We start from the raw sequence: 18,506 nt of genomic DNA, 5'->3' as shown, positions 1-18,506 counted from the left end.
ACCAGTTTTGACGTAACGAGACTGGTCAGGCCCGGCCATCCGTGGCCAGAAAACAAAAAACGCGAAAACAACCCCATGCACAGTAGCCGGCCCCTTGTCGGCATTGCGCTTTTTCGAATTTTCGATTTTACGAAATCGATTTGACCCGTCGGGCAAAACAGGGGCATGATGGCATCATGGCAGCGGGTGCGACGCGGGCGCCCCTCAGGAGGCACCGGAGGCAACATGCCGAAGGCCTGAGTGACTAACATCACAGATCCAAGACTTGCCTTTCGACAGGCTCTGCATACGCTGCGCACGTGATGTTCGGGGCTGTGATGGGCGCATTTCGCTGGTTTTCATTGCTATTCGTCGTCTGGCTAACCTGCGGTTCGGCGCACGCCGAGCGCCGCGTCGCGCTCGTTATTGGCAATTCGGCCTACAAGAGCGTGCCGAGGCTTGCGAACCCGGTGAATGATGCCGCTCTGGTCGGTGGCATGTTCAAGAAGGCCGGATTCGACAGCGTCGACATCAAGCTCGACCTCACCGTGGTCGATATGCGCAAGGCGCTTCGCGAGTTTGCAGGCAAGGCTCGCGAGGCGGAAGTCGCCGTCATCTATTACGCCGGCCACGGGATCGAGTTGGACGGCAACAACTATCTGATCCCGACCGATGCTGCCTTGGAGACGGACAACGACGTGTTCGACGAGGCGTTTCCGCTCGACCGAGTGTTGTTTGCCATCGAACCGGCCAAACAGCTCCGCCTCGTCATTCTCGACGCCTGCCGCGACAATCCCTTTGCCAAGACAATGAAGCGCACGGTTGCCGCCCGCGCTATCGGACGTGGTCTTGCCAAGGTCGAGCCGACCAGTTCGAACACCATGATCGCCTACGCCGCGAAGGCGGGCTCGACCGCCTCCGATGGCGACTCGAAGAACAGCCCGTTCGCGGCCGCGCTCGTCGAGCGTCTGCCCACACCGGGACTCGACCTGCGCAAGGCCTTCGGCTTCGTGCGCGACGATGTCCTCAAGAACACCGGCTACAAGCAGGAGCCGTATGTCTATGGCTCGCTGGGCGGTGACGACGTCCCCCTGGTCCAGGCCAAGCCGGCAGCCGCATCCGGGCCTCAGGCGAGTCCCGATGACGCCGTCCGTCGGGATTATGAGCTCGCGCTGCAGATCGGCACGAGAGAGGTTTGGACGGCTTTCCTCGCGAAGTATGCCGACGGGTTCTACGCCAGCCTGGCCAAGGGGCAATTGAACCGAATCGCAGCAGAGGAGACGCGCGCCGCCGCCGCCGATAAGGCGCGGCAGGCCGAAGACGAGAAAGCGCGGCTTGCGGCGGAGCGGGCCAGGAAGGCGGAGCAAGATAGGGCGGCGGCAGCCGCCAAGGCCGCCGAAGATGCGCGGATTGCGGCTGAGAAGGCCAAGCAGGTCGAAGAGGCCAAGGCCGCCGCGGCCGAGCAGCGCAGGAAAGAGGCCGAGGCCGCAGCAGCCAAAGCGCTCGCCGACAAAGCCGCTGCCGAGAAGGCTCTTGCGGACAAACAGGCCGCCGACAAAGCCGCTGCCGAGAAAGCCGCCGCAGAGCTGGCGGCGAAAAAGGCTGCCGAGAAGCCGGAAGGCGCGGGTGGCGAACAGAAGGTCGCGGCGCTCGCGCCGCCGTCGGCGCAGCCTGCCATGTCACCCCAGGAGGTCGCGAAATCGGTGCAGTCGGAATTGCGCCGGGTCGGGTGCCTGACTGCGTCGGCTGACGGTGACTGGAATGCGACGTCGCAGCGCTCGCTGACGCTGTTCAACAAGTATGCAGGAACGAAACTCGACGCCAGGCTCGCCAGCTTCGACGCGCTGGACGCCATCAAGGCGAAGCCGGGCCGGGTCTGCCCGCTGGTGTGCGACCATGGCTTCAGGGCCGACGGCGATGCCTGCGTCAAGATCACATGCCGCGCCGGCTCCCGCGTCAACGACGACAACGAATGCGAGAAGATCCCGGAGAGGAAACCCACGGCCGCGCGCGAGAATGCAAAGGGACGAGACGAGCAGCGCAAGCAGGTTGAATCGGCACCGACCAAGCCGCAGAGCACCGGCCAGATGGTTTGCAATGCGGCGGGATGCCGCCCAGTACGTCCGGGATGCAAGCTCGGCTATGCAAGGTCCGGGCAGGGCGTGACGGTCGCTGAAGGGACCCGGGAAGTCTGCAATTGAGGCGACGGGGATAGATTTGCGGCGATGAAAGAGATTTTCCCTGGATAGTGAGCGCTTCGTTCCAACTCTCGATGATCGGGCGTAGGGAAAGCCAGTGCCCGCCTTTCCTAAAGCGGTGACACAGCGCCTCGTCGGCTCTTGGCCATCGCGTCGGCGAGCGGAACGCAGCGGCATGTCCAGGGTTCGGCGCAAGCCGGAGGTCGCCGGCTGAGGAGTAAACCGACGCGGTTGCCCCCAAGCCGGCTATTCCCCGACTGTTCAGTTCCTGTCAGGTGCTCCGCCCGGAAAGCCGACGACGCCCGTCAGGGACCTCCATCTCGTGCCCCCGCGCGGCTTCACGACGTCTTCTGCTTCGCTTCGACGTATCGCGCGAAGTTGTCGAGGATCGCCTGCCAGCCGCCTTGCTGCTGCTCGACCGAGTGGGTCGGCTCGCTATCGAAGACAACGCGGACGACAATGCCATTCGAGCCCGGCACGAACTCGACCTCGGCCTTTCGATCGCCGAACGCGTATTCGATCCGCTTGTGTTCAACGATCTTGGTGTAGGTGCCGGCGAAGTCAAAGCCCATGCTGCCGTCCTTGGCCTCCATGCGAGACGAGAAGACGCCGCCTTCGCGCAGGTCGACCGTCGCCTTGGTCGTATGCCAGTCGTCGGACGCCGCGTTCCACTTCACGATGTCGGCAGGCGTCGTATAGGCACGCCAGACCTGGTCGATGGGGGCTGCCACGGTGGTTTCGACGGTGATCCTCATGAATATTGCTCCTGGTTCGATTTTGACGGGTGACGGCATCACTGACGTGTGCGGGGTCCGATCAAGGACGATCGAGACCGGTCCGTGCCGACATGGTCGTGTCGTGAATGTCCAGAAAAAGCAAACCCGTCACACTGAAGGGCGAGCAAATGCGCGGTCATGAGGTCCAAGGCGCTGTCAGATCATTGCCCGAGCTGTTGAAGCACGGCGGACCACAACGCAAGCGGCTCCCTGAGGGCTCCCGGTTCGGACGGCTTCTGGCGAACGGCGGTGTGCACCATGACGAGCTTCGAGGCCGGATCGACCAGGATGACCTGACCGCGGATGCCGAGCAGGGCAAATCTGCGCTGCTCGCCGGGCAGGAGCCACACCTGATAGCCGTAGCCGAAATAGGGCGTGGCCACGCGCGGAGCGAGATGACCGTCGCCTGGCCTGACGGTCGTGGCATCCAGGAGCCATTGCCGGGGGATCAACTGACGACCTTCCCAGGCACCGTCATGTGCGAGCAGCCGGGCGAGGCGCGCATAGTCGCGCAAGGTTGCGTTGAAGCAGCAAAAGGCAATCTCCTGCCCGCTGCCGTCGATCGCCCATGAGGCATCCGCTTCGGTGCCGATGGCATCCCAGATCCGGTCGTGGAGATAGTCGGCAACCGGCGTGCCCGTCGCGGAGCGCAGGACCAGGCCCAAGATCTCGGTTTCCACACTGGCATAGTGCCATCGGGTCCCCGGCGGTGCGGTTCTTGTATTGAATTGTGCGACGACGGCGGCGGGATCTTTCGGCTCTTCAACGAACAGGGCTCGCCCAAGCCGGGCTATGTCATCGTGCCCGTCATAGACCTCGGAGAATTCGACGCCCGACGACATGTTCAGCAGGGCGCGGATGGAGGTGTTTCCATATTCCGTTCCCGCAAGGCCGGAGACGTAGGTCGAGACGGGGTCGTCGATCGACTTGATCCGTCCCTCCGAGACCGCGATCCCGACCAGCATGCCCACCAGCGTCTTGGCCATGGACTGCGAGAGAAAGCGATCGTGGTCGGTCCGCGCATATTGATAGTGCTCGTACAGGATTGTGTCGTCCCTGGCGATCAGGAGTCCCGTCACCGGGTTGCGTTTGAGGTAATCCGCGATGCTCAGCCGTTCCGTACCGAAACTGTAGGCGATCGCTGGCTCCGGCGCGCGCTTGAACTGCCAGGGCGCCGTCGCCCGACCGATCAGGCGCGAGGGATAGATCTCGCCGAAATGGCTGTAGACCCCGACGAGCTTGTCGATCTGGGTGGTGGTCCCCCGCGTGCCGACCGGATAGCCGGACGCCGCGCCGTAGAGCTCGGCATCGGGGCCGCTCTCCGAAAAGACCGGTCCCGCCTCGCCGGGAAAGCTTCGGACGTCCTGTGCGCAGGCCAGGGGCGCCCAGAGCGCGGAGGCGAGAATGACAGGCAAGAAAAGCCCCCGGCAACCGCGGGGCTTGCTGAGTGCTCCCCAATTCATCGTACTTGTCTCCTCACACATCTTTGTTTGTGTGCGTTTATGAGAACAACCTCGCAGACCGGTGACGGAGGCATGCTATCATTACGGGTAGACGGTGTCAGCATGTGGCCCACCGCCGACGTCGGCCGAATTCTGCGCCACCGAGACATCCATCATCCGATCGCGAAATCAGCCGCTGTCTCGGCGTGGATCGCCGTCGTGTCGAAGGTCTCGACTGTCGAGTCGCCCTGCCCGACCAGCATCGTGATCTCGGTGCAGCCGAGGATGATGCACTCGGCACCACGGGCGACCAGCGCCGCCATCACCTCCCGATAGCGGCAACGCGAGGGGGCGGCGACGTTTCCAAGGCACAGCTCGTCGTAGATGATGCGGTTGACGTCGGCCCGCGCCTCGGCGGGAGGAACGAGGACGTCGAGATCATGCGCGCGCAGCCGGTCGATGTAGAAGTCTTCCTCCATCGTGAACTTCGTGCCGAGCAACCCGACGCGCCGGTATCCTTTGGACCGGATGCGCTGTGCCGTTGAGTCGCCGATATGGATGAAGGGAATGGTCAGCTTCGCCACGATCTCGGGCGCCAGCTTGTGCATCGTGTTGGTGCACAATACGATCGCCCGCGCGCCGGCGCTTTCCAGGCGCAGCGCGACCTCGGCGAGGCTGCTTGCGGCCTCCTGCCAGCGGCCGGCGTACTGCATCTCCTTGATCTCCTGAAAATCGTAGGAATACATCAGCAACGGGGCCGAGTGCAGCTTGCCCATGCGGTCGCGGACACGCTCGTTGATCAGCTTGTAATAGAGCGCGGTGCTCTCCCAGCTCATGCCTCCGATCAGGCCAATGGTTCGCATCCCGGCATCTCCCAAAACTCGCTCGATGGATCGTAGACGAAGACGCGGAAGCTCGCCATGACGCGATTGAACCGGCCGCAAGTCCGGCTACACCAAACAAGGTCGTGCCGCTGCAATAGCCGCCGTTTCTCGCAGATGGATGCGCGATACGGATGAAGCGGGTGCCTGTATGCAGTTTTTCCTGTGTGAGATCGTCGCCCGAATCGTCGCGATCTATCTGTGCGTCGATTGCGGGCGCATGCTGCGCTATGGCTATGCCGACCGGAAAATCAGGGCCTTCAGTCCCGATCTCGTGGTCTGGCTGCTGGACTGGTCGCGGCAGGTTTTCCAGAGGGACACCGCGCCGGTCCAGTACTGGATGGAAATGGGCCATCAGGCCATCTGCCTTTTGGCGTGCCTCGTCGTCGCGATCTTCGGGTGGTGGCTGCCGAACGGCTGAGCAGCAGGCGATGGCGTTCCGGGACCGCAACCGACCTCGCCCTGGGGCGAGCGAGCGCGGGCAATCTTGATCCTCCCTGCCAAATAGACCACCATCGCTTGTCTTACCGCTCACGGCAGAATGGGCGAGGAAACGCAGATGAACGCAACTCGCGGGTTTGGCCTGGTTGAGCGGGCGCGGGCCATCGCACCACTGATCGCGGGCGAGGCCGACGAGATCGAGCGGACGCGGAGGCTGACGCCGGCCGTCGTTTCAGCGCTGGTCGAGAACGGGCTCTATCGCGCGCTGCTGCCGCAGAGCCTTGGCGGCGCCGAGGTTCCGATCGAAGGCTTCATGCAGATGCTGGAGGAGATCGCGAAGGCGGACGCCTCCACGGCCTGGTGTCTCGGCCAGTGCTGCGTCTGCGCGATGATCGCGGCCTCGCTCGATCACGACACCGCGCACGAGATCTTCAACACACAGCCGGGCATCCTCGCCTGGGGTGCGATCGCCCATGAGGCGCGCGCGGTCGAGGGCGGCTATCGCGTCACCGCGCGCTGGGATTTTGCCTCGGGCTCGCGGCAGGCGAACTGGCTGGGGGCGCATGTCCGCATCGCCAGCGCGGACGGCGTGTCGCGCAAGAATGCCGACGGCTCGCCGGAGGTGCGCACCATCCTGTTTCCGGCAGAGAGCGCCGTGCTGCACGACGTGTGGCAGGCGATCGGGCTCGCCGGCACCGGCACGGATTCCTATGAGGTGAGCGACCTCTTCATCCCCGAGCGCTTCACCGCGTTCCGTGACGTGCCGTCGGCGCTGCGCGAGAAGGGACCGCTCTACAGGATCGGCACCGGCTCGACCTTCAGCCTCGGCTTTGCCGCGGTGTCGCTCGGCGTCGCGCGCGCCACGCTGGATGCGGCGATCGCACTGGCGCGCGGCAAGCACCAGTCGCTGGCGGCAAGCGCCATGCGCGACAACCAGTCGGTCCAGGGCCTGATCGGCCGCACCGAGGGCGACCTTCGCGCCGCGCGCGCCTATCTCCATGCGACCGCAAACGCGATGTGGCGCGATCTCAGCGCGACCGGTGAATTCAGCGCGACGCATCGCAGCGCGGTTCGCCTCGCCGCGACCTGGACCATCCACCAGTCGGCCAAGGTGGTGGACGCCGCCTACCACATGGCCGGCGCCACGGCCGTGTTCCGCAGCAATCCGTTCGAACGGCGGTTCCGCGACATGCACGCCATCGCGCAGCAGATCCAGGCGCGCGACACGCATTACGAGGATGTGGGGAAGGCACTTTTGGCGAGCAATTGAGGCGGAGAGATAGCCGCAAGGCCGGTGCGCTCCCTCCCCCGCTTGCGGGGGCGCGACGAGCTTCGCTCGCGCTGAGAGGGTTGGGGAGAGGGTGGCTCCAGAATCGAGAACCCCCAAGAGGAGAGAACCCTCACCCGCGCCTTCGGCGCGACCTCTCCCGCAAGCCGGAGAGGTTAACCGAGAGAGTGGCGCGTCCCTTACATTGGGAATTCACGGTGAGCTGCGAAGAATGGCCGGAGGAGCATGACGATCACGCCACCATCGCGGCGTCTTCCTCGTCGGCGGCATCGATGCCGCGCTGCGCGGCGAGCAGGCTGATGATCTCGATATTGGGGCGGGCCTTGCTGAACAGAAAACCCTGGCCTTCGTCGCAGCCTTCGGCCCTGAGGCAGCTCAGCTCGGCCTCGGTCTCGACGCCTTCGGCGGTGATGGTGACGCCAAGACCTTTGCCGAGGCTGACGATGGAGCGGATGATCGCCTGGGCCTCGCGGTTGGCGCCTAAGTCGCGCACGAACGACTGGTCGATCTTGATCTTGTCGAACGGGAAGCTGCGCAGGTAGCTGAGGCTGGAATAGCCGGTGCCGAAATCGTCCATCGAGATGCGCACCCCGAGCGCGCGCAGCGCATGCAGCGTCGCCAGCACCTGGGCGCTCTTCTCCAGCAGCAGCGTCTCGGTGATCTCGAGCTCGAGCCGCCGCGGCGGCAGGCCGGAATGTTTCAGCGCGTCCGTCACCATCGAGAGCAGGTTGCCGCTGCGGAACTGGAGCGGCGACAGATTGACGGCGACGCGGACGTCGTCGGGCCAGGTCGCGGCATCGAGGCAGGCGCGGCGCAGCATCAAGCCGCCGAGCGGATTGATCAGGCCGGTTTCCTCGGCCACCGGAATGAACTCCGCCGGCGAGACCATGCCGCGCTCGGCATGCGGCCAGCGCACCAACGCCTCGAAGCCGGTGATGCGGCCGCTCGAGAGGTCGATCAGCGGCTGGTAGTATGGCCGCAGCACGTCGTTCTGGATCGCGTCGCGCAGCTCGACCTCGATCTTGCGCCGGCTCTGCGCTTTCGCATGCAGCGCCGCCTCGAAGAAGGCGAAGGTGCCGCGCGCGTCCAGCTTGGCGCGCGACAGCGCCATGTCGGCGCTCTTGAGCAGCTTTTCGGAATCGTCGCCGTCGGCCGGCGCCATCGCGATGCCGATGGAGGCGCCGATCACCACGGAATGGCCGTCGAGCAGATAGGGATCGGCGATGGCCTCCAGCAGGCGCTTGGCCAGCATCACCGCGTCCTCGGGACGGGTCAGCCCGCTCTGCACGATCGCGAACTCGTCCGAATTGAGCCGCGCCAGCGCGTCCGCTTCGCGCAAGGTGGAGCGCAGCCGCTTGGCGACACCGCGCAAGAGCTTGTCGCCGACGGCGTGTCCGAGCGTCTCGTTGACCGCCTTGAAATTGTCCAGCCCCAGCATCAGCACCGCGACCTTCTCGGAACTGCGGCGCGTGTGCAGCAGCATCTCGTCGACCTGCTGGCGCAGCAGGTTGCGGTTCGGCAGGCCGGTGAGCCCGTCATGCTGGGCCATGAAGGCCAGCCGCGCCTCGGCGCGCTTGCGCTCCGTGATGTCCATCAGCGCGAGCAGCACCGCGGGCCGCTCGGCATAGGTCAATTCGCGCGAATAGATCGCAAGGTCGATCAGCGCGCCGTCGGCCTTGACGTGCTTCCAGGTGCGCGCGGCCTGCTCGTCGCTGGAGCGGTCGGTGGTCCAGGGCGGCTCGCTGTCGAAGGCCTGCAAGGACCGGATCTTCAGCTTCTCGAACTCGGTGCGGCTATAGCCGTAATGGGCGACCGCGGCGTCGTTGACACCGAGGATGCGCTCGTCGTCGAGCGCGCAGACGATCATGGGGACGGGATTGCCGTCGAACAGCAGGCGGAACGAGGCCTCGCGCTGCTTCAACTCGGTGATGTCGACGCGCAGGCCGACGACGCCGCCGTCGTCGGTGCGGCGCTCCTCGATCAAGATGACACGGCCGTCCGACAGCGTCTGCTCGTGACGTGCGCCCGGCTGATAGAGCTTCTCCAGCCGCCGGGCTATCCACTCTTCCTCGTGGCCTGCGGCTTCCGGATAGTCGCCGCGGGCGACGCCGACGCGCAGCGTGTCTTCGAGGCGCGCGCCCTCCGCGAACAGATCGGCGGTCTTGCTGTAGATCTCGGAATATTGCTTGTTCCAGAGAACGTAGCGGCCTTCGGGGTCGAGAATCACGATGCCCTGCGGTAGCAGGTCGACGGCCTGGCGCAGCCGTTCGTGCGATTTGCGCGCCTCGATGATGGCCGCTTCGGCTTCCGCGCGGCTCTGCACGAGTTCGTCGTGCCTGGCGGGCCGATGCGAGGCGCGCGCGAAACGCGGCTTGCGCGGCCGCTCGCCGGCCGCAGCACGCACGTTGCGCTTTCGCTTTCCTGGTTTTCGAGACCCCAAACTCAACTTCACATGTCCCAGTCGCGCCCTGCGGCCGCAAGTCTTGAGGCAGTCTTGGGGCAAGTGTCTGAAAAAAAAGTAATCTTCGCCGGCCCCGCGGTTCGCATGCACCCGCAGCCGTGCCTGTTTGCGAGGCGTGAAAGCCTCCGCGGGCGCAGCAAACCCGTTTCGTCGTTACAATCGGACGGCGCGCTGGCGCAAAATTGCGCGCGCGCTTGAATCATTTCCGAAATCGCGCGCGATTGCATGCCGACCGCGGTTATTCCGCACGCCGCGCACGAATTTTGGTCAATGCAGGATACGGTTATCGGGCCGTTAAAATCGGCCGGCCGGCATGCGACTTTGTGATGGTCTAATCGGAAATACGGATCGTGGTGTTACGTGCGCCCTCGCGCTGGACCAGCGCGAACAGGGCGGCCGCATGCGCGGGATGCAAGCGGACACAGCCGTGCGAGGCCGGCCCGCCCAGGCGGTAAATGTCGGTCGTGCCATGAATGGCGAATCCGTAATGGAAGAAGATCGCGTGCGGCATCGGCGAATTGTAGTACTTGCGCGAAAAATAGCGCCGCATCGTCGCCTGCGGATGGAAGGTGTCGCTCGGCGTGCCGTAGCCGCTGCGGCCGGTCGACACCGGCCAGCTGTAGCGCGGCGCGCCGTCGACACGCACCGACATGCGCTGTGACGATTTGTCGATATCCACCCTGAGGTCGGCCCGCGCCGGCGTCACGCAATATCCCGCCAGCACAAGCGCCGCAGTCACGCCCCGCATCGCGAGCCGTGCACATTGCCGGTTCATGACCAAAGCCCCGCAGCTTTTTGTCCGGCCAGCATGGTGTCGGGGCCGGACCGCGGCTGTAAAGACACCGTGAGGCGGCGGCCGGTCGAAAGCCTAGTTCTTAACCCTGACGCAGCGTTGGGCTATAAGGTGATCAGCATGAGTCCCCGCCGCCTCGTCCCTCTCCTGCTTTTCGCGACACTCCTGACCGCCGGCGGCGCGCTGGCCCAGGACAAGGGCAGCGTGAACCCAAAGCCGCTGCCGCCGCTCGCCAACCCCAACGATCCCAGCATCGGCGCCAAGGAGCTGTTCGCGCGAAAGCTGCTGCCCTCGAAGGGGCCGGCGCATGTCATCGGCTCCTACACCAAGGGCTGCATCGGCGGCGCCGAACGGATGCCGCTGAACGGCGACAATTGGCAGGTGATGCGGCTGTCGCGCAATCGCAATTTCGGCCACCCCGAGATGATCGCGTTGATCAAGCGGCTCGCGGCCAGGGCGCACAAGGACGCGGGCTGGCCGGGCATCCTGGTCGGCGACATCGCCCAGCCGCGCGGCGGGCCGGCGCTGTCGGGCCATGCCAGCCATCAGATCGGCCTCGATGCCGACATCTGGCTGACGCCGATGCCCGACCATCGGCTCTCGCGCGAGGAGCGCGAGGAAATGTCCGCGGTGATGATGGTGCGGCAGGACCGGCTCGACATCGACCCGAAGGCGTTCACGCCGTCCCACGTGCTGGTGCTGCGCGACGCCGCGCAGGAGCCGGCGGTGCAGCGCATCTTCGTCAATGCCGCGATCAAGAAGGCGCTGTGCCGCGAGGCCAAGGGCGACCGCTCCTGGCTGTCGAAGATCCGGCCATGGTGGGGCCATGACTATCACTTCCACATCCGCATGCGCTGCCCGCCGGGCGCCGGCGAATGCGAGGGCCAGCCGTCGCAGTCCGAGGACGAAGGCTGCAAGGAGGCCGATCTCGCCTACTGGTTCTCTGATGCCGTGCTGCACCCCAAGCCGCCGCCGGAACCGCCAAAACCGAAACCGCCGATGACGCTGGCGCAGATGCCGGCGGCCTGCAAGGCGGTGCTGCACGCGGCGGATGCGAAACCGTAACGCTCTCCGCCGTCGTCCTGGCGAAAGCCAGGACCCATTACCCCAGGGAGGAGTTGTTGGGCGAAGTGGCAACTGCGAGTCTTCGCCAAACACAATCCTGGGGGTATGGGTCCTGGATCAGCGCTCGCTCTGCTCGCTTGTCCAGGACGACGAGCTGATATTGACGCTGCCGCCTCCTCACCGCCGTCGTCCCGGGGCGCGAAGCGAGCACGGGACTCATAACCACAGGGAGTGGTTGTGGCGCGAGCTGGCAACTCAGAACCCCCGTGACCACACCCGCCTGTGGCTATGGATCCCGGATCTGCGCTCCGCTTGTCCGGGACGACAGTGGTGATTGGGGCCCGCGGCCCGGGCTGACGAATGAGTTGATTGGTTCGCACCAGCCAAATGCGCTAGTATCGGCCTGCCGCCGCGCCGTAAGCCCGCGGCATCTCGGGACGCGCATCCCGTTCTTCAACAAGCCTGACCGCAAGCCCCGCGTCTTTCGCGTGGCCAACGATGAGATTTGACATGCGCATCCTCACCTTCCTCGCCGCGCTCACGCTCGGTGCGACCTCCGCTCTGGCCGCCGAAGAGCCGAGCGGCTGCGACAAGTTCAAATGGCCGATCGAGCGCGAGCGCGCCGCGCTGACGGCGCCGGACCGTGCGAAGCTCGTTTCGGGGAGCGAACAGGCCGCGCTGCCGTCATCGGCCATTACGCTGGGGCTGGTCGCCCCGAGCGAAGCAAAGCTGCCCACGCCGCCGGAGCGGGCGCCAAAGGACGGCACCTTTGCCGGCTTCACCGGCATCAAGACAACGAAAGCCGGGCTCTACACGATCAGCCTGTCGGCCGGCGCCTGGGTCGACGTGGTGCAGGACGGGCATGTCCTCAAGCCCATGGCCTTCAGCGGCGCGACCGATTGCGACGGCATCCGCAAGACCATGAAATACGAGCTGTCGGCGCAGCCCTTGGTGCTCCAGGTCAGCGGCGCCAGGGACAATTTTATCTCGATCGCGATCCTGCCGAGCGAGTAGGCAAGGGTCGGACCAAAGGTCGCCTTTGACCTCAAAGGTCGCCTTTGACCTGTTCCGCCAGCCTGTTATGGTCGCGCCCAGCGATATCCCGAGGGACCGTAAGTCCGTCGGGCTCCCCGGAACAGCGCGTCCGCCGATCGCACCCCTGACTCAACCAACGCCGTCTTGCGTGCGCTATTGGCGCGCGCAGGCGCGCATGGAGCGCTCCCGATGTCCCGCCCTTCCGTACTTTTTTCCGCCTTCATCGTTTTGCTCGCGGCTTTGTCGCCCGCCGCCGCCGAGGACAAGACCATCACCGTGTTCGCCGCCGCCTCGATGAAGAACGCGCTCGACGAGATCGACGCGGCCTACACCGCGAAGACCGGCGTCAAGTTCAGCGTCAGCTATGCCGCAAGCTCGGTGCTCGCCAAGCAGATCGAGCAGGGCGCGCCCGCCGACGTGTTCGTCTCCGCCGACACCGACTGGATGGACTACGCGGTCTCCAGGAAGACCATCAACGAGCCTTCCAGAGTCAACCTGCTCGGCAACAGCATCGTGCTGATCGCGCCGAAGGATTCCAAGATCGACAACGTCACCATCGCGCAGGGCTTCGACCTCGCCAAGCTCGCCGGCGACGGCAGGATCGCGACCGGCGACGTCAAGTCGGTGCCAGCAGGCAAATATGCGAAGGCGGCGCTCGAGAAGCTCGGCGCGTGGCAGGCGGCCGAGCCGAAATTCGCCATGGCCGAGAGCGTGCGCGCCGCGCTGACGCTGGTCGCCCGCGGCGAGGCCGATCTCGGCATCGTCTATTCGACCGACGCCAAGGTCGAGCCGGGCGTGAAGATCGTCGGCACCTTCCCGGCGGATTCGCATCCCGCGATCATCTATCCCGTTGCCGCGACCGTGACCGCGAAGGGCGAGACCGGCGACTATCTCGCCTTCCTGCGCTCGACCGCGGCCAAGACGATCCTGGAAAAATACGGCTTCAAGTTCCTGATCAGCCCCACGACGTGATATCTGCGACTTGATGTCCGAGATCTCACCTGCCGAATGGACTGCGATCCTGCTCTCGCTCAGGGTCGCCGTGATCGCAACGCTGGTGGCGACGCCGTTCGGCATTGCGCTGGCATGGCTGCTCGCGCGACGCGATTTCTGGGGCAAGTCGCTGCTCGATGCGCTGGTGCACCTGCCGCTGGTGCTGCCGCCGGTCGTGACCGGCTATCTGCTGCTTCTCACCTTCGGCCGCCGCGGCCTCGTCGGCGGCTTCCTCGCCGACCATCTCGGCATCGTCTTCGCGTTCCGCTGGACCGGCGCGGCGCTCGCCTGCGGCGTGATGTCGTTTCCGCTGCTGGTACGCCCGATGCGGCTGTCGATCGAGGCGATCGACCGCAAGCTGGAGCAGGCCGCGGAGACGCTTGGCGCGGCACCGTGGAAAGTGTTCTTCACCGTGACGCTGCCGCTGGCGCTGCCCGGCGTGCTCGCCGGCATGGTGCTCGGCTTCGCGAAAGCGATCGGCGAGTTCGGCGCGACCATCACCTTCGTCTCCAACATTCCCGGCGAGACCCAGACGATTTCCTCGGCGATCTATTCGTTGATCCAGACGCCCGATGGCGATGCCGCGGCGGGCCGCCTCGTGATCGTCTCGGTCATCCTGGCGCTGGGTGCGCTGATTGCCGCCGAGTGGTTCGCCCGCCGCGCCACCGCGCGATTGCACGGGAATTGACCATGCTGCGGGTCGATGTCGAAAAGCAGCTCGGCGAGTTCTCGCTTCACGCATCGTTCATCGGCGAAGGGCGCGTCATCGGCCTGTTCGGTGCATCAGGCGCCGGCAAGACCTCGCTGGTCAACATGATCGCCGGGCTCTTGCGGCCCGACCGCGGCACCATCGTGATTGACGGCGAGACCGTGGACGACACCGCGGCCGGCATTCATGTGCCGCCCTGGCGCCGCCGCATCGGCTATGTGTTCCAGGACGCGCGGCTGTTCCCGCATCTCAACGTTGCGCAGAATCTCGACTATGGACGACGGATGAACCGCCTTGCACCCGATCCTGCCCAGCACAGGCGCGTCATCGACCTGCTCGACATCGGTGCCTTGCTTGACCGCCGTCCCGGAAAACTCTCCGGCGGCGAGCGCCAGCGCGTCGCGCTCGGCCGCGCGCTGTTGTCCAAACCGCGCCTGCTGCTGCTCGACGAGCCGCTCGGCGCGCTCGACGAAGGCCGCAAGCTCGAGATCCTGCCCTATCTGGTGCGGCTGCGGGATGAGGCCAACGTCCCGATGGTCTATGTCAGCCACGACGTCGCCGAGTTGCGCCAGCTCGCGACGCAAATCGTGATGCTGAAAGAGGGGCGCGTGACGTCGTTCGGCGGGGTGAAGGTGCTGACGTGAGGGGCTTGTGACGTTGCCGCTCTTTTGCTTGTCGTCCTCAGCTCGCGAATAGCGGCCGCGCGGCGTCGGTCAGCATGCCATGCGCCCGCTTGACGTTGTCGAGAAACTGCCGCACGCTTTCCTGCCAAGTGAAGGTCAGGGCATAGGCCCGGCATTTTTCGCGCGGCACCTGCAGGGCGGCGAGCGCCGCGCGGCGCAGGTCGGCATCGAGACAGCCGCATCCGGACTCTCCGATCACATCGAGCGGCCCCATCACCGGGAAGGCCGCAACCGGCAGGCCGCACGCCAACGCTTCGAGGATCACCAACCCGAACGTATCGGTCAGGCTCGGAAAGACGAAGACATCGGCTGACGCGTAGACATCGGCGAGTGCTCGCCCGGTTCGCGTGCCGAGAAAATGGACCTGCGGAAACCGCGCCTGCAGGCTCGCACGCAACGGCCCGTCGCCGACCACGACCTTCGAGCCCGGCAGGTCCAAGGCAAGGAAAGCCTCGAGGTTCTTCTCGACCGCGATGCGGCCGACATACAGGAACACCGGCGCCGGAAAGGCGAGCGGCTGCACGCTGCGCGGACGAAACAGCACGGCATCGACGCCGCGCGACCAAGGCATCAGGTTGCGGAAGCCATGCGCCTTCAGGGCCTGTTCCAGCGTCGGCGAGCCGACCATGATGCCGTCGCCGCCGTTGTGGAAACGGCGCAGTACCGCATAGCTCCACCTCAGCGGCACCGGCAGCCGCTCCGCCAGATATTCAGGAAAGCGGGTGTGATAGCTCGTCGTGAACGGATAGCCGCGGGTCTGGCAGACATGGCGAGTGATCCACCCGATCGGCCCCTCGGTCGCGATGTGCACGGAATCCGGACCCATGCCTTTGATCGCGCGCTCGATTCGCCCCACCGAGGCCAGCGCGAGGCGGATCTCCCGGTAGCCGGGCAGCGGCACGGTGGGGAAATCGCCCGGCGTGAGGAAGCCGATACTGGCGCCGAACGAAGGCGCTTCGCTGGCGAGATATTCGAGCGAGCGCACCACGCCGTTGATCTGTGGGCGCCAGGCGTCGGTCGCCACCAGCACGCGCATCAGGCGACCGCCCGTGCGAACGGCACCACGCTCGACGGCCCCGGCATCTGCTGGGGCCGCGCCTCGACCCAGCGGATGATCTCGAACCGGCCGTCATGGTGCTCGACGACACCGGTGCAGGATTCCACCCAGTCGCCGGTGTTGATGTAGCGAATGCCGAACTCGTCATGCATCGCCGCGTGATGGATGTGGCCGCAGATCACGCCCTGCGCAGCGTGCCGCCTTGCCTCCGACGACAGGATCTCCTCGAAGCGGCCGATGTGATTGACCGCATTCTTGACCCGCAGCTTCGCCCAGGACGAGAACGACCAATAGGCGAGCCCGAACCGACTCCGGATCCAGTTGAGCCAGACGTTGGAGGCAAGCGCCGTGCGGTAGCCGGCATCGCCGAGCAGCGCCAGCCAGCGGGCGTGGCGTACGACGAGATCGAAGTGATCGCCATGGACGACGAGATAAGCGCGGCCGTCGACGCCCCGGTGGATCGCGTGCTCAACCACCTCGACGCTGCCAAAGGTCGAGCCGACATAGTCGCGCACGAACTCGTCGTGATTGCCGGCTACATAGACGATCCGCTTGCCGCGCCGCGCGATATCGACGAGCGTCTGCACCACTGCATTGTGCGTGCCTGGCCAGTACCAGCTCGACCGCAGGTACCAGCCATCGACGATGTCGCCGACCAGGAACACAGTGTCGGCGTCATGGTGATGGAGAAAGTCGATCAGCCGCTCGGCCTGGCATCCCCTCGTCCCAAGATGGACATCGGAGATGAACAAGCTCCTGACCTTGACGACGTCGGACGGCAAAGCCGCATCCCTGTCCGGACTCTGCGCCGGCCGGTCTCCGCGATTGTCATCGCGCAGGAATGCCATCGCGGCAGCTTCCGCCAATCCCGCGACCGCCTTCGTCACATCGCGGTTGGCGCGGCGCCGGAAGATCGAGCGATGCCAATAGACGCCGACGGCAAGAACCAGGAGCGCGAACTGGGCGCCACGATGCCGCCCGTCGGACGCCGCGACACCAAACTGAAGGCCGGCGAGCAGGATCAGCACCGCGGCGGTGAGATGCTCAAGCGTGTGCGAGCCGGACCGAAACCGGGACAACAGGGGTCTCATGCGATCTCCTCCACAGCCTTGGGGGCGGCGATGGCGCGCGACGACGCAAGGCGCGGCCGCGCGATCGCGTGCATGTAAAGGCGAAGGCCGAGAATGATCGCGACCTCCACAGCGACGAGGATGGCGACCACCCAGAAGCCGATGCTGACGGGATCCTGACCGCTGTCGCGCAGCACATAGCCAAGGCTCAGGAACGGCATGTTCCAGATCACGGTGCCGATTGCGGTGGCGGTGACGAAGGCGCGCGGCTCCAGTTGCAGCACGCCGGCCGGCAACGCCAGATAGATCCGCACGGTCGGCAGCGTCTGGCCGATCAGCGTGACCCAGAAATGGTTGCCGCGATAGGCATCGGTGAGCTGCTGATAGAACGAGGGCCGCAGCAGCACGTATTTGCCGTAAGTCCTCACCAGTCGCTCGATCCGCTGCGAGCCGAGCGCGCGGCCAAGCCCGTACCAGCCGAGCGCGCCGACGACCGATCCAACACTTGTCGCCACGATGGTCATGGCCAGCGACGCGCCGTCGGACACGGTGAGACCGAGCAGCATCAACAGAACGTAGGACGGAAACAGCGGAATGAATTTCTCGGCGATCGCCAGGCAACCAATGCCCAGCAGGCCGAAGTGCAGAAACATTGCGATCGTGCTCGACGTGTCCATGGTGCCTCGATCACGCGCAGGGGGGACGGCGGCTGATCCGGTACACCGAGGCCGGAGGCAGGTTGCGATAGGTCTGCCCGATGCAACTTGCCTGCAGATCGAGATGATCGAGGATCGCATCAGGGACGGGACAGCGCGGGCCGTACGTGATCTGGTAAAACGCGCCGCCCGGACGGAGATAGGCAAACGCGCCGTCGAGAATCGCCAGCACTTTTCCTGGCGGCATCGTGAGCAATCCGAGGCCGCTGACGACGGCGCCGACCGGCGCCCCTTCAAACAGTTTTTCTCTCACCAGCCAGGCCGCATCCATCCACAGCACGCGCGCGCCGGGGAAGCGCTGCTGCAGCAACGGGATGAAATCGGAGCCGTATTCGACCAGCGTCAGATTCTGCTGCCGGACGCCGCGATCGAGCAATGCGCGGGTGAACACGCCGGTGCCGGGGCCGAGTTCGATGACGGGGCCAGTCTCGGCCGTAATCTCCTGCGCCATCAGCGACGACGCGGCGGGTCCCGACGGCGCAACCGCTGCGACACGCAAAGGATCGCGAATCCAGGCGCGGAAGAACGGCAGGATGTCAGCAGACGACATGCGAGATCTCCCTCGCGATGCAGTCGGTCTCGCAGGTGCGGTTCAGTACCAAGGTCATTCAAATGTCTTTCCGCTTGCGCGTGTCCGCATCGAACGCGGAGCGTCGCGCAGGTGAGCCATGTCGGGCCTGGCAGGATGATCAAGCCCGACCCAATAGTGGCTTCAGTCTCACGCCTACATTGCGAGAGTCTGTCGCGAATGCGCATCTTGCAAAAAAACATCCGCGACGTTCGCGCTGGATGGAGCCGCAAGGTTGCCGCAATGAATTGGACAAAAAGCCGGCAGCGAGCGCGAAGGAGAGACTCCTCGATGCGGGCACTGTTGGTGGAACCACACCCTCCGCCGTCGTCCCGGCGAAGGCCGGGACCC

General features: G+C 65.4%; 17 protein-coding genes. 8 read left to right on the top strand and 9 right to left on the bottom strand.

Translation table 11 applies throughout. The features are described 5' to 3' along the window. Positions 1-317: 317 nt before the first annotated feature. Positions 318-2,180, top strand: a complete 1,863-nt coding sequence (locus ACVWW6_RS10210) for a caspase family protein (RefSeq protein WP_456680653.1) — start codon at positions 318-320, stop codon at positions 2,178-2,180. Positions 2,181-2,515: 335 nt separating this feature from the next. Here the strand turns inward: ACVWW6_RS10210 and ACVWW6_RS10205 are convergent, their stop codons facing one another. The 3 genes from ACVWW6_RS10205 to ACVWW6_RS10195 form a co-directional block, all read right to left on the bottom strand. Then, the gene (locus tag ACVWW6_RS10205) at positions 2,516-2,932 is read right to left on the bottom strand and encodes an SRPBCC family protein (protein WP_304549171.1); all 417 of its coding nucleotides are present in this window, start codon (positions 2,930-2,932) and stop codon (positions 2,516-2,518) included. Positions 2,933-3,114: 182 nt separating this feature from the next. Next, on the bottom strand, positions 3,115-4,368 hold the full coding sequence (locus tag ACVWW6_RS10200; protein WP_456680652.1) for a serine hydrolase domain-containing protein: 1,254 nt from the start codon (positions 4,366-4,368) through the stop codon (positions 3,115-3,117). A 200-nt stretch (positions 4,369-4,568) separates the two neighbouring features. Then, positions 4,569-5,258 carry an aspartate/glutamate racemase family protein gene (locus ACVWW6_RS10195; RefSeq protein WP_304549176.1) on the bottom strand — a complete coding sequence of 230 codons (690 nt, stop codon included), beginning with the start codon at positions 5,256-5,258 and terminating at the stop codon, positions 4,569-4,571. 139 nt (positions 5,259-5,397) lie between these two features. Between ACVWW6_RS10195 and ACVWW6_RS10190 the strand changes: the two genes are divergently transcribed. Beyond that, positions 5,398-5,697, top strand: a complete 300-nt coding sequence (locus ACVWW6_RS10190) for a hypothetical protein (RefSeq protein ID WP_456680651.1) — start codon at positions 5,398-5,400, stop codon at positions 5,695-5,697. Positions 5,698-5,835: 138 nt separating this feature from the next. After that, positions 5,836-6,987, top strand: a complete 1,152-nt coding sequence (locus ACVWW6_RS10185) for an acyl-CoA dehydrogenase family protein (RefSeq protein ID WP_304549177.1) — start codon at positions 5,836-5,838, stop codon at positions 6,985-6,987. A 250-nt stretch (positions 6,988-7,237) separates the two neighbouring features. Here the strand turns inward: ACVWW6_RS10185 and ACVWW6_RS10180 are convergent, their stop codons facing one another. After that, positions 7,238-9,409 carry a putative bifunctional diguanylate cyclase/phosphodiesterase gene (locus tag ACVWW6_RS10180; RefSeq protein WP_456680650.1) on the bottom strand — a complete coding sequence of 724 codons (2,172 nt, stop codon included), beginning with the start codon at positions 9,407-9,409 and terminating at the stop codon, positions 7,238-7,240. 388 nt (positions 9,410-9,797) lie between these two features. Next, positions 9,798-10,214, bottom strand: coding sequence for a L,D-transpeptidase (locus ACVWW6_RS10175; RefSeq protein ID WP_456683146.1), 417 nt, complete (start codon positions 10,212-10,214; stop codon positions 9,798-9,800). Positions 10,215-10,379: 165 nt separating this feature from the next. On the opposite strand from ACVWW6_RS10175, the gene mepA reads away from it, so the two are divergent. The 5 genes from mepA to modC all read left to right on the top strand — a co-directional run bounded on the left by mepA (position 10,380) and on the right by modC (position 14,705). Next, positions 10,380-11,324 (top strand): penicillin-insensitive murein endopeptidase, encoded by a 945-nt coding sequence (gene mepA / locus ACVWW6_RS10170; RefSeq protein ID WP_161532456.1) that lies wholly within the window; start codon positions 10,380-10,382, stop codon positions 11,322-11,324. Positions 11,325-11,834: 510 nt separating this feature from the next. After that, on the top strand, positions 11,835-12,338 hold the full coding sequence (locus ACVWW6_RS10165) for a hypothetical protein (RefSeq protein ID WP_456680649.1): 504 nt from the start codon (positions 11,835-11,837) through the stop codon (positions 12,336-12,338). Between the two features lie 210 nt (positions 12,339-12,548). After that, positions 12,549-13,331, top strand: a complete 783-nt coding sequence (modA, locus tag ACVWW6_RS10160; RefSeq protein ID WP_456680648.1) for a molybdate ABC transporter substrate-binding protein — start codon at positions 12,549-12,551, stop codon at positions 13,329-13,331. 13 nt (positions 13,332-13,344) lie between these two features. Further along, positions 13,345-14,040: a molybdate ABC transporter permease subunit gene (gene modB / locus ACVWW6_RS10155; RefSeq protein WP_011090882.1), complete on the top strand. Its 696-nt coding sequence runs from the start codon at positions 13,345-13,347 to the stop codon at positions 14,038-14,040. Between the two features lie 2 nt (positions 14,041-14,042). Beyond that, positions 14,043-14,705: a molybdenum ABC transporter ATP-binding protein gene (gene modC, locus ACVWW6_RS10150; RefSeq protein WP_028175932.1), complete on the top strand. Its 663-nt coding sequence runs from the start codon at positions 14,043-14,045 to the stop codon at positions 14,703-14,705. A 37-nt stretch (positions 14,706-14,742) separates the two neighbouring features. Here modC and ACVWW6_RS10145 read toward each other — a convergent pair whose 3' ends face one another. The 4 genes from ACVWW6_RS10145 to ACVWW6_RS10130 all read right to left on the bottom strand — a co-directional run bounded on the left by ACVWW6_RS10145 (position 14,743) and on the right by ACVWW6_RS10130 (position 18,137). After that, complete coding sequence (locus tag ACVWW6_RS10145; protein WP_028175933.1) at positions 14,743-15,780, bottom strand: glycosyltransferase family 4 protein; 1,038 nt, start codon at positions 15,778-15,780, stop codon at positions 14,743-14,745. After that, complete coding sequence (locus ACVWW6_RS10140) at positions 15,780-16,649, bottom strand: UDP-2,3-diacylglucosamine diphosphatase (protein ID WP_456683145.1); 870 nt, start codon at positions 16,647-16,649, stop codon at positions 15,780-15,782. The genes ACVWW6_RS10145 and ACVWW6_RS10140 overlap by 1 nt, the downstream gene beginning before the upstream one ends. Before the next feature lie 239 nt (positions 16,650-16,888). After that, the gene (locus tag ACVWW6_RS10135) at positions 16,889-17,548 is read right to left on the bottom strand and encodes a DedA family protein (RefSeq protein WP_456680647.1); all 660 of its coding nucleotides are present in this window, start codon (positions 17,546-17,548) and stop codon (positions 16,889-16,891) included. Positions 17,549-17,558: 10 nt separating this feature from the next. After that, positions 17,559-18,137, bottom strand: a complete 579-nt coding sequence (locus tag ACVWW6_RS10130) for a class I SAM-dependent methyltransferase (RefSeq protein WP_456680646.1) — start codon at positions 18,135-18,137, stop codon at positions 17,559-17,561. Positions 18,138-18,506 lie beyond the last annotated feature (369 nt).

This window comes from Bradyrhizobium sp. USDA 3311, from assembly GCF_054062495.1.
The sequence above is the reverse complement of the archived record's forward strand: the minus strand, read 5'-3'. Positions and strand labels throughout refer to the sequence as shown.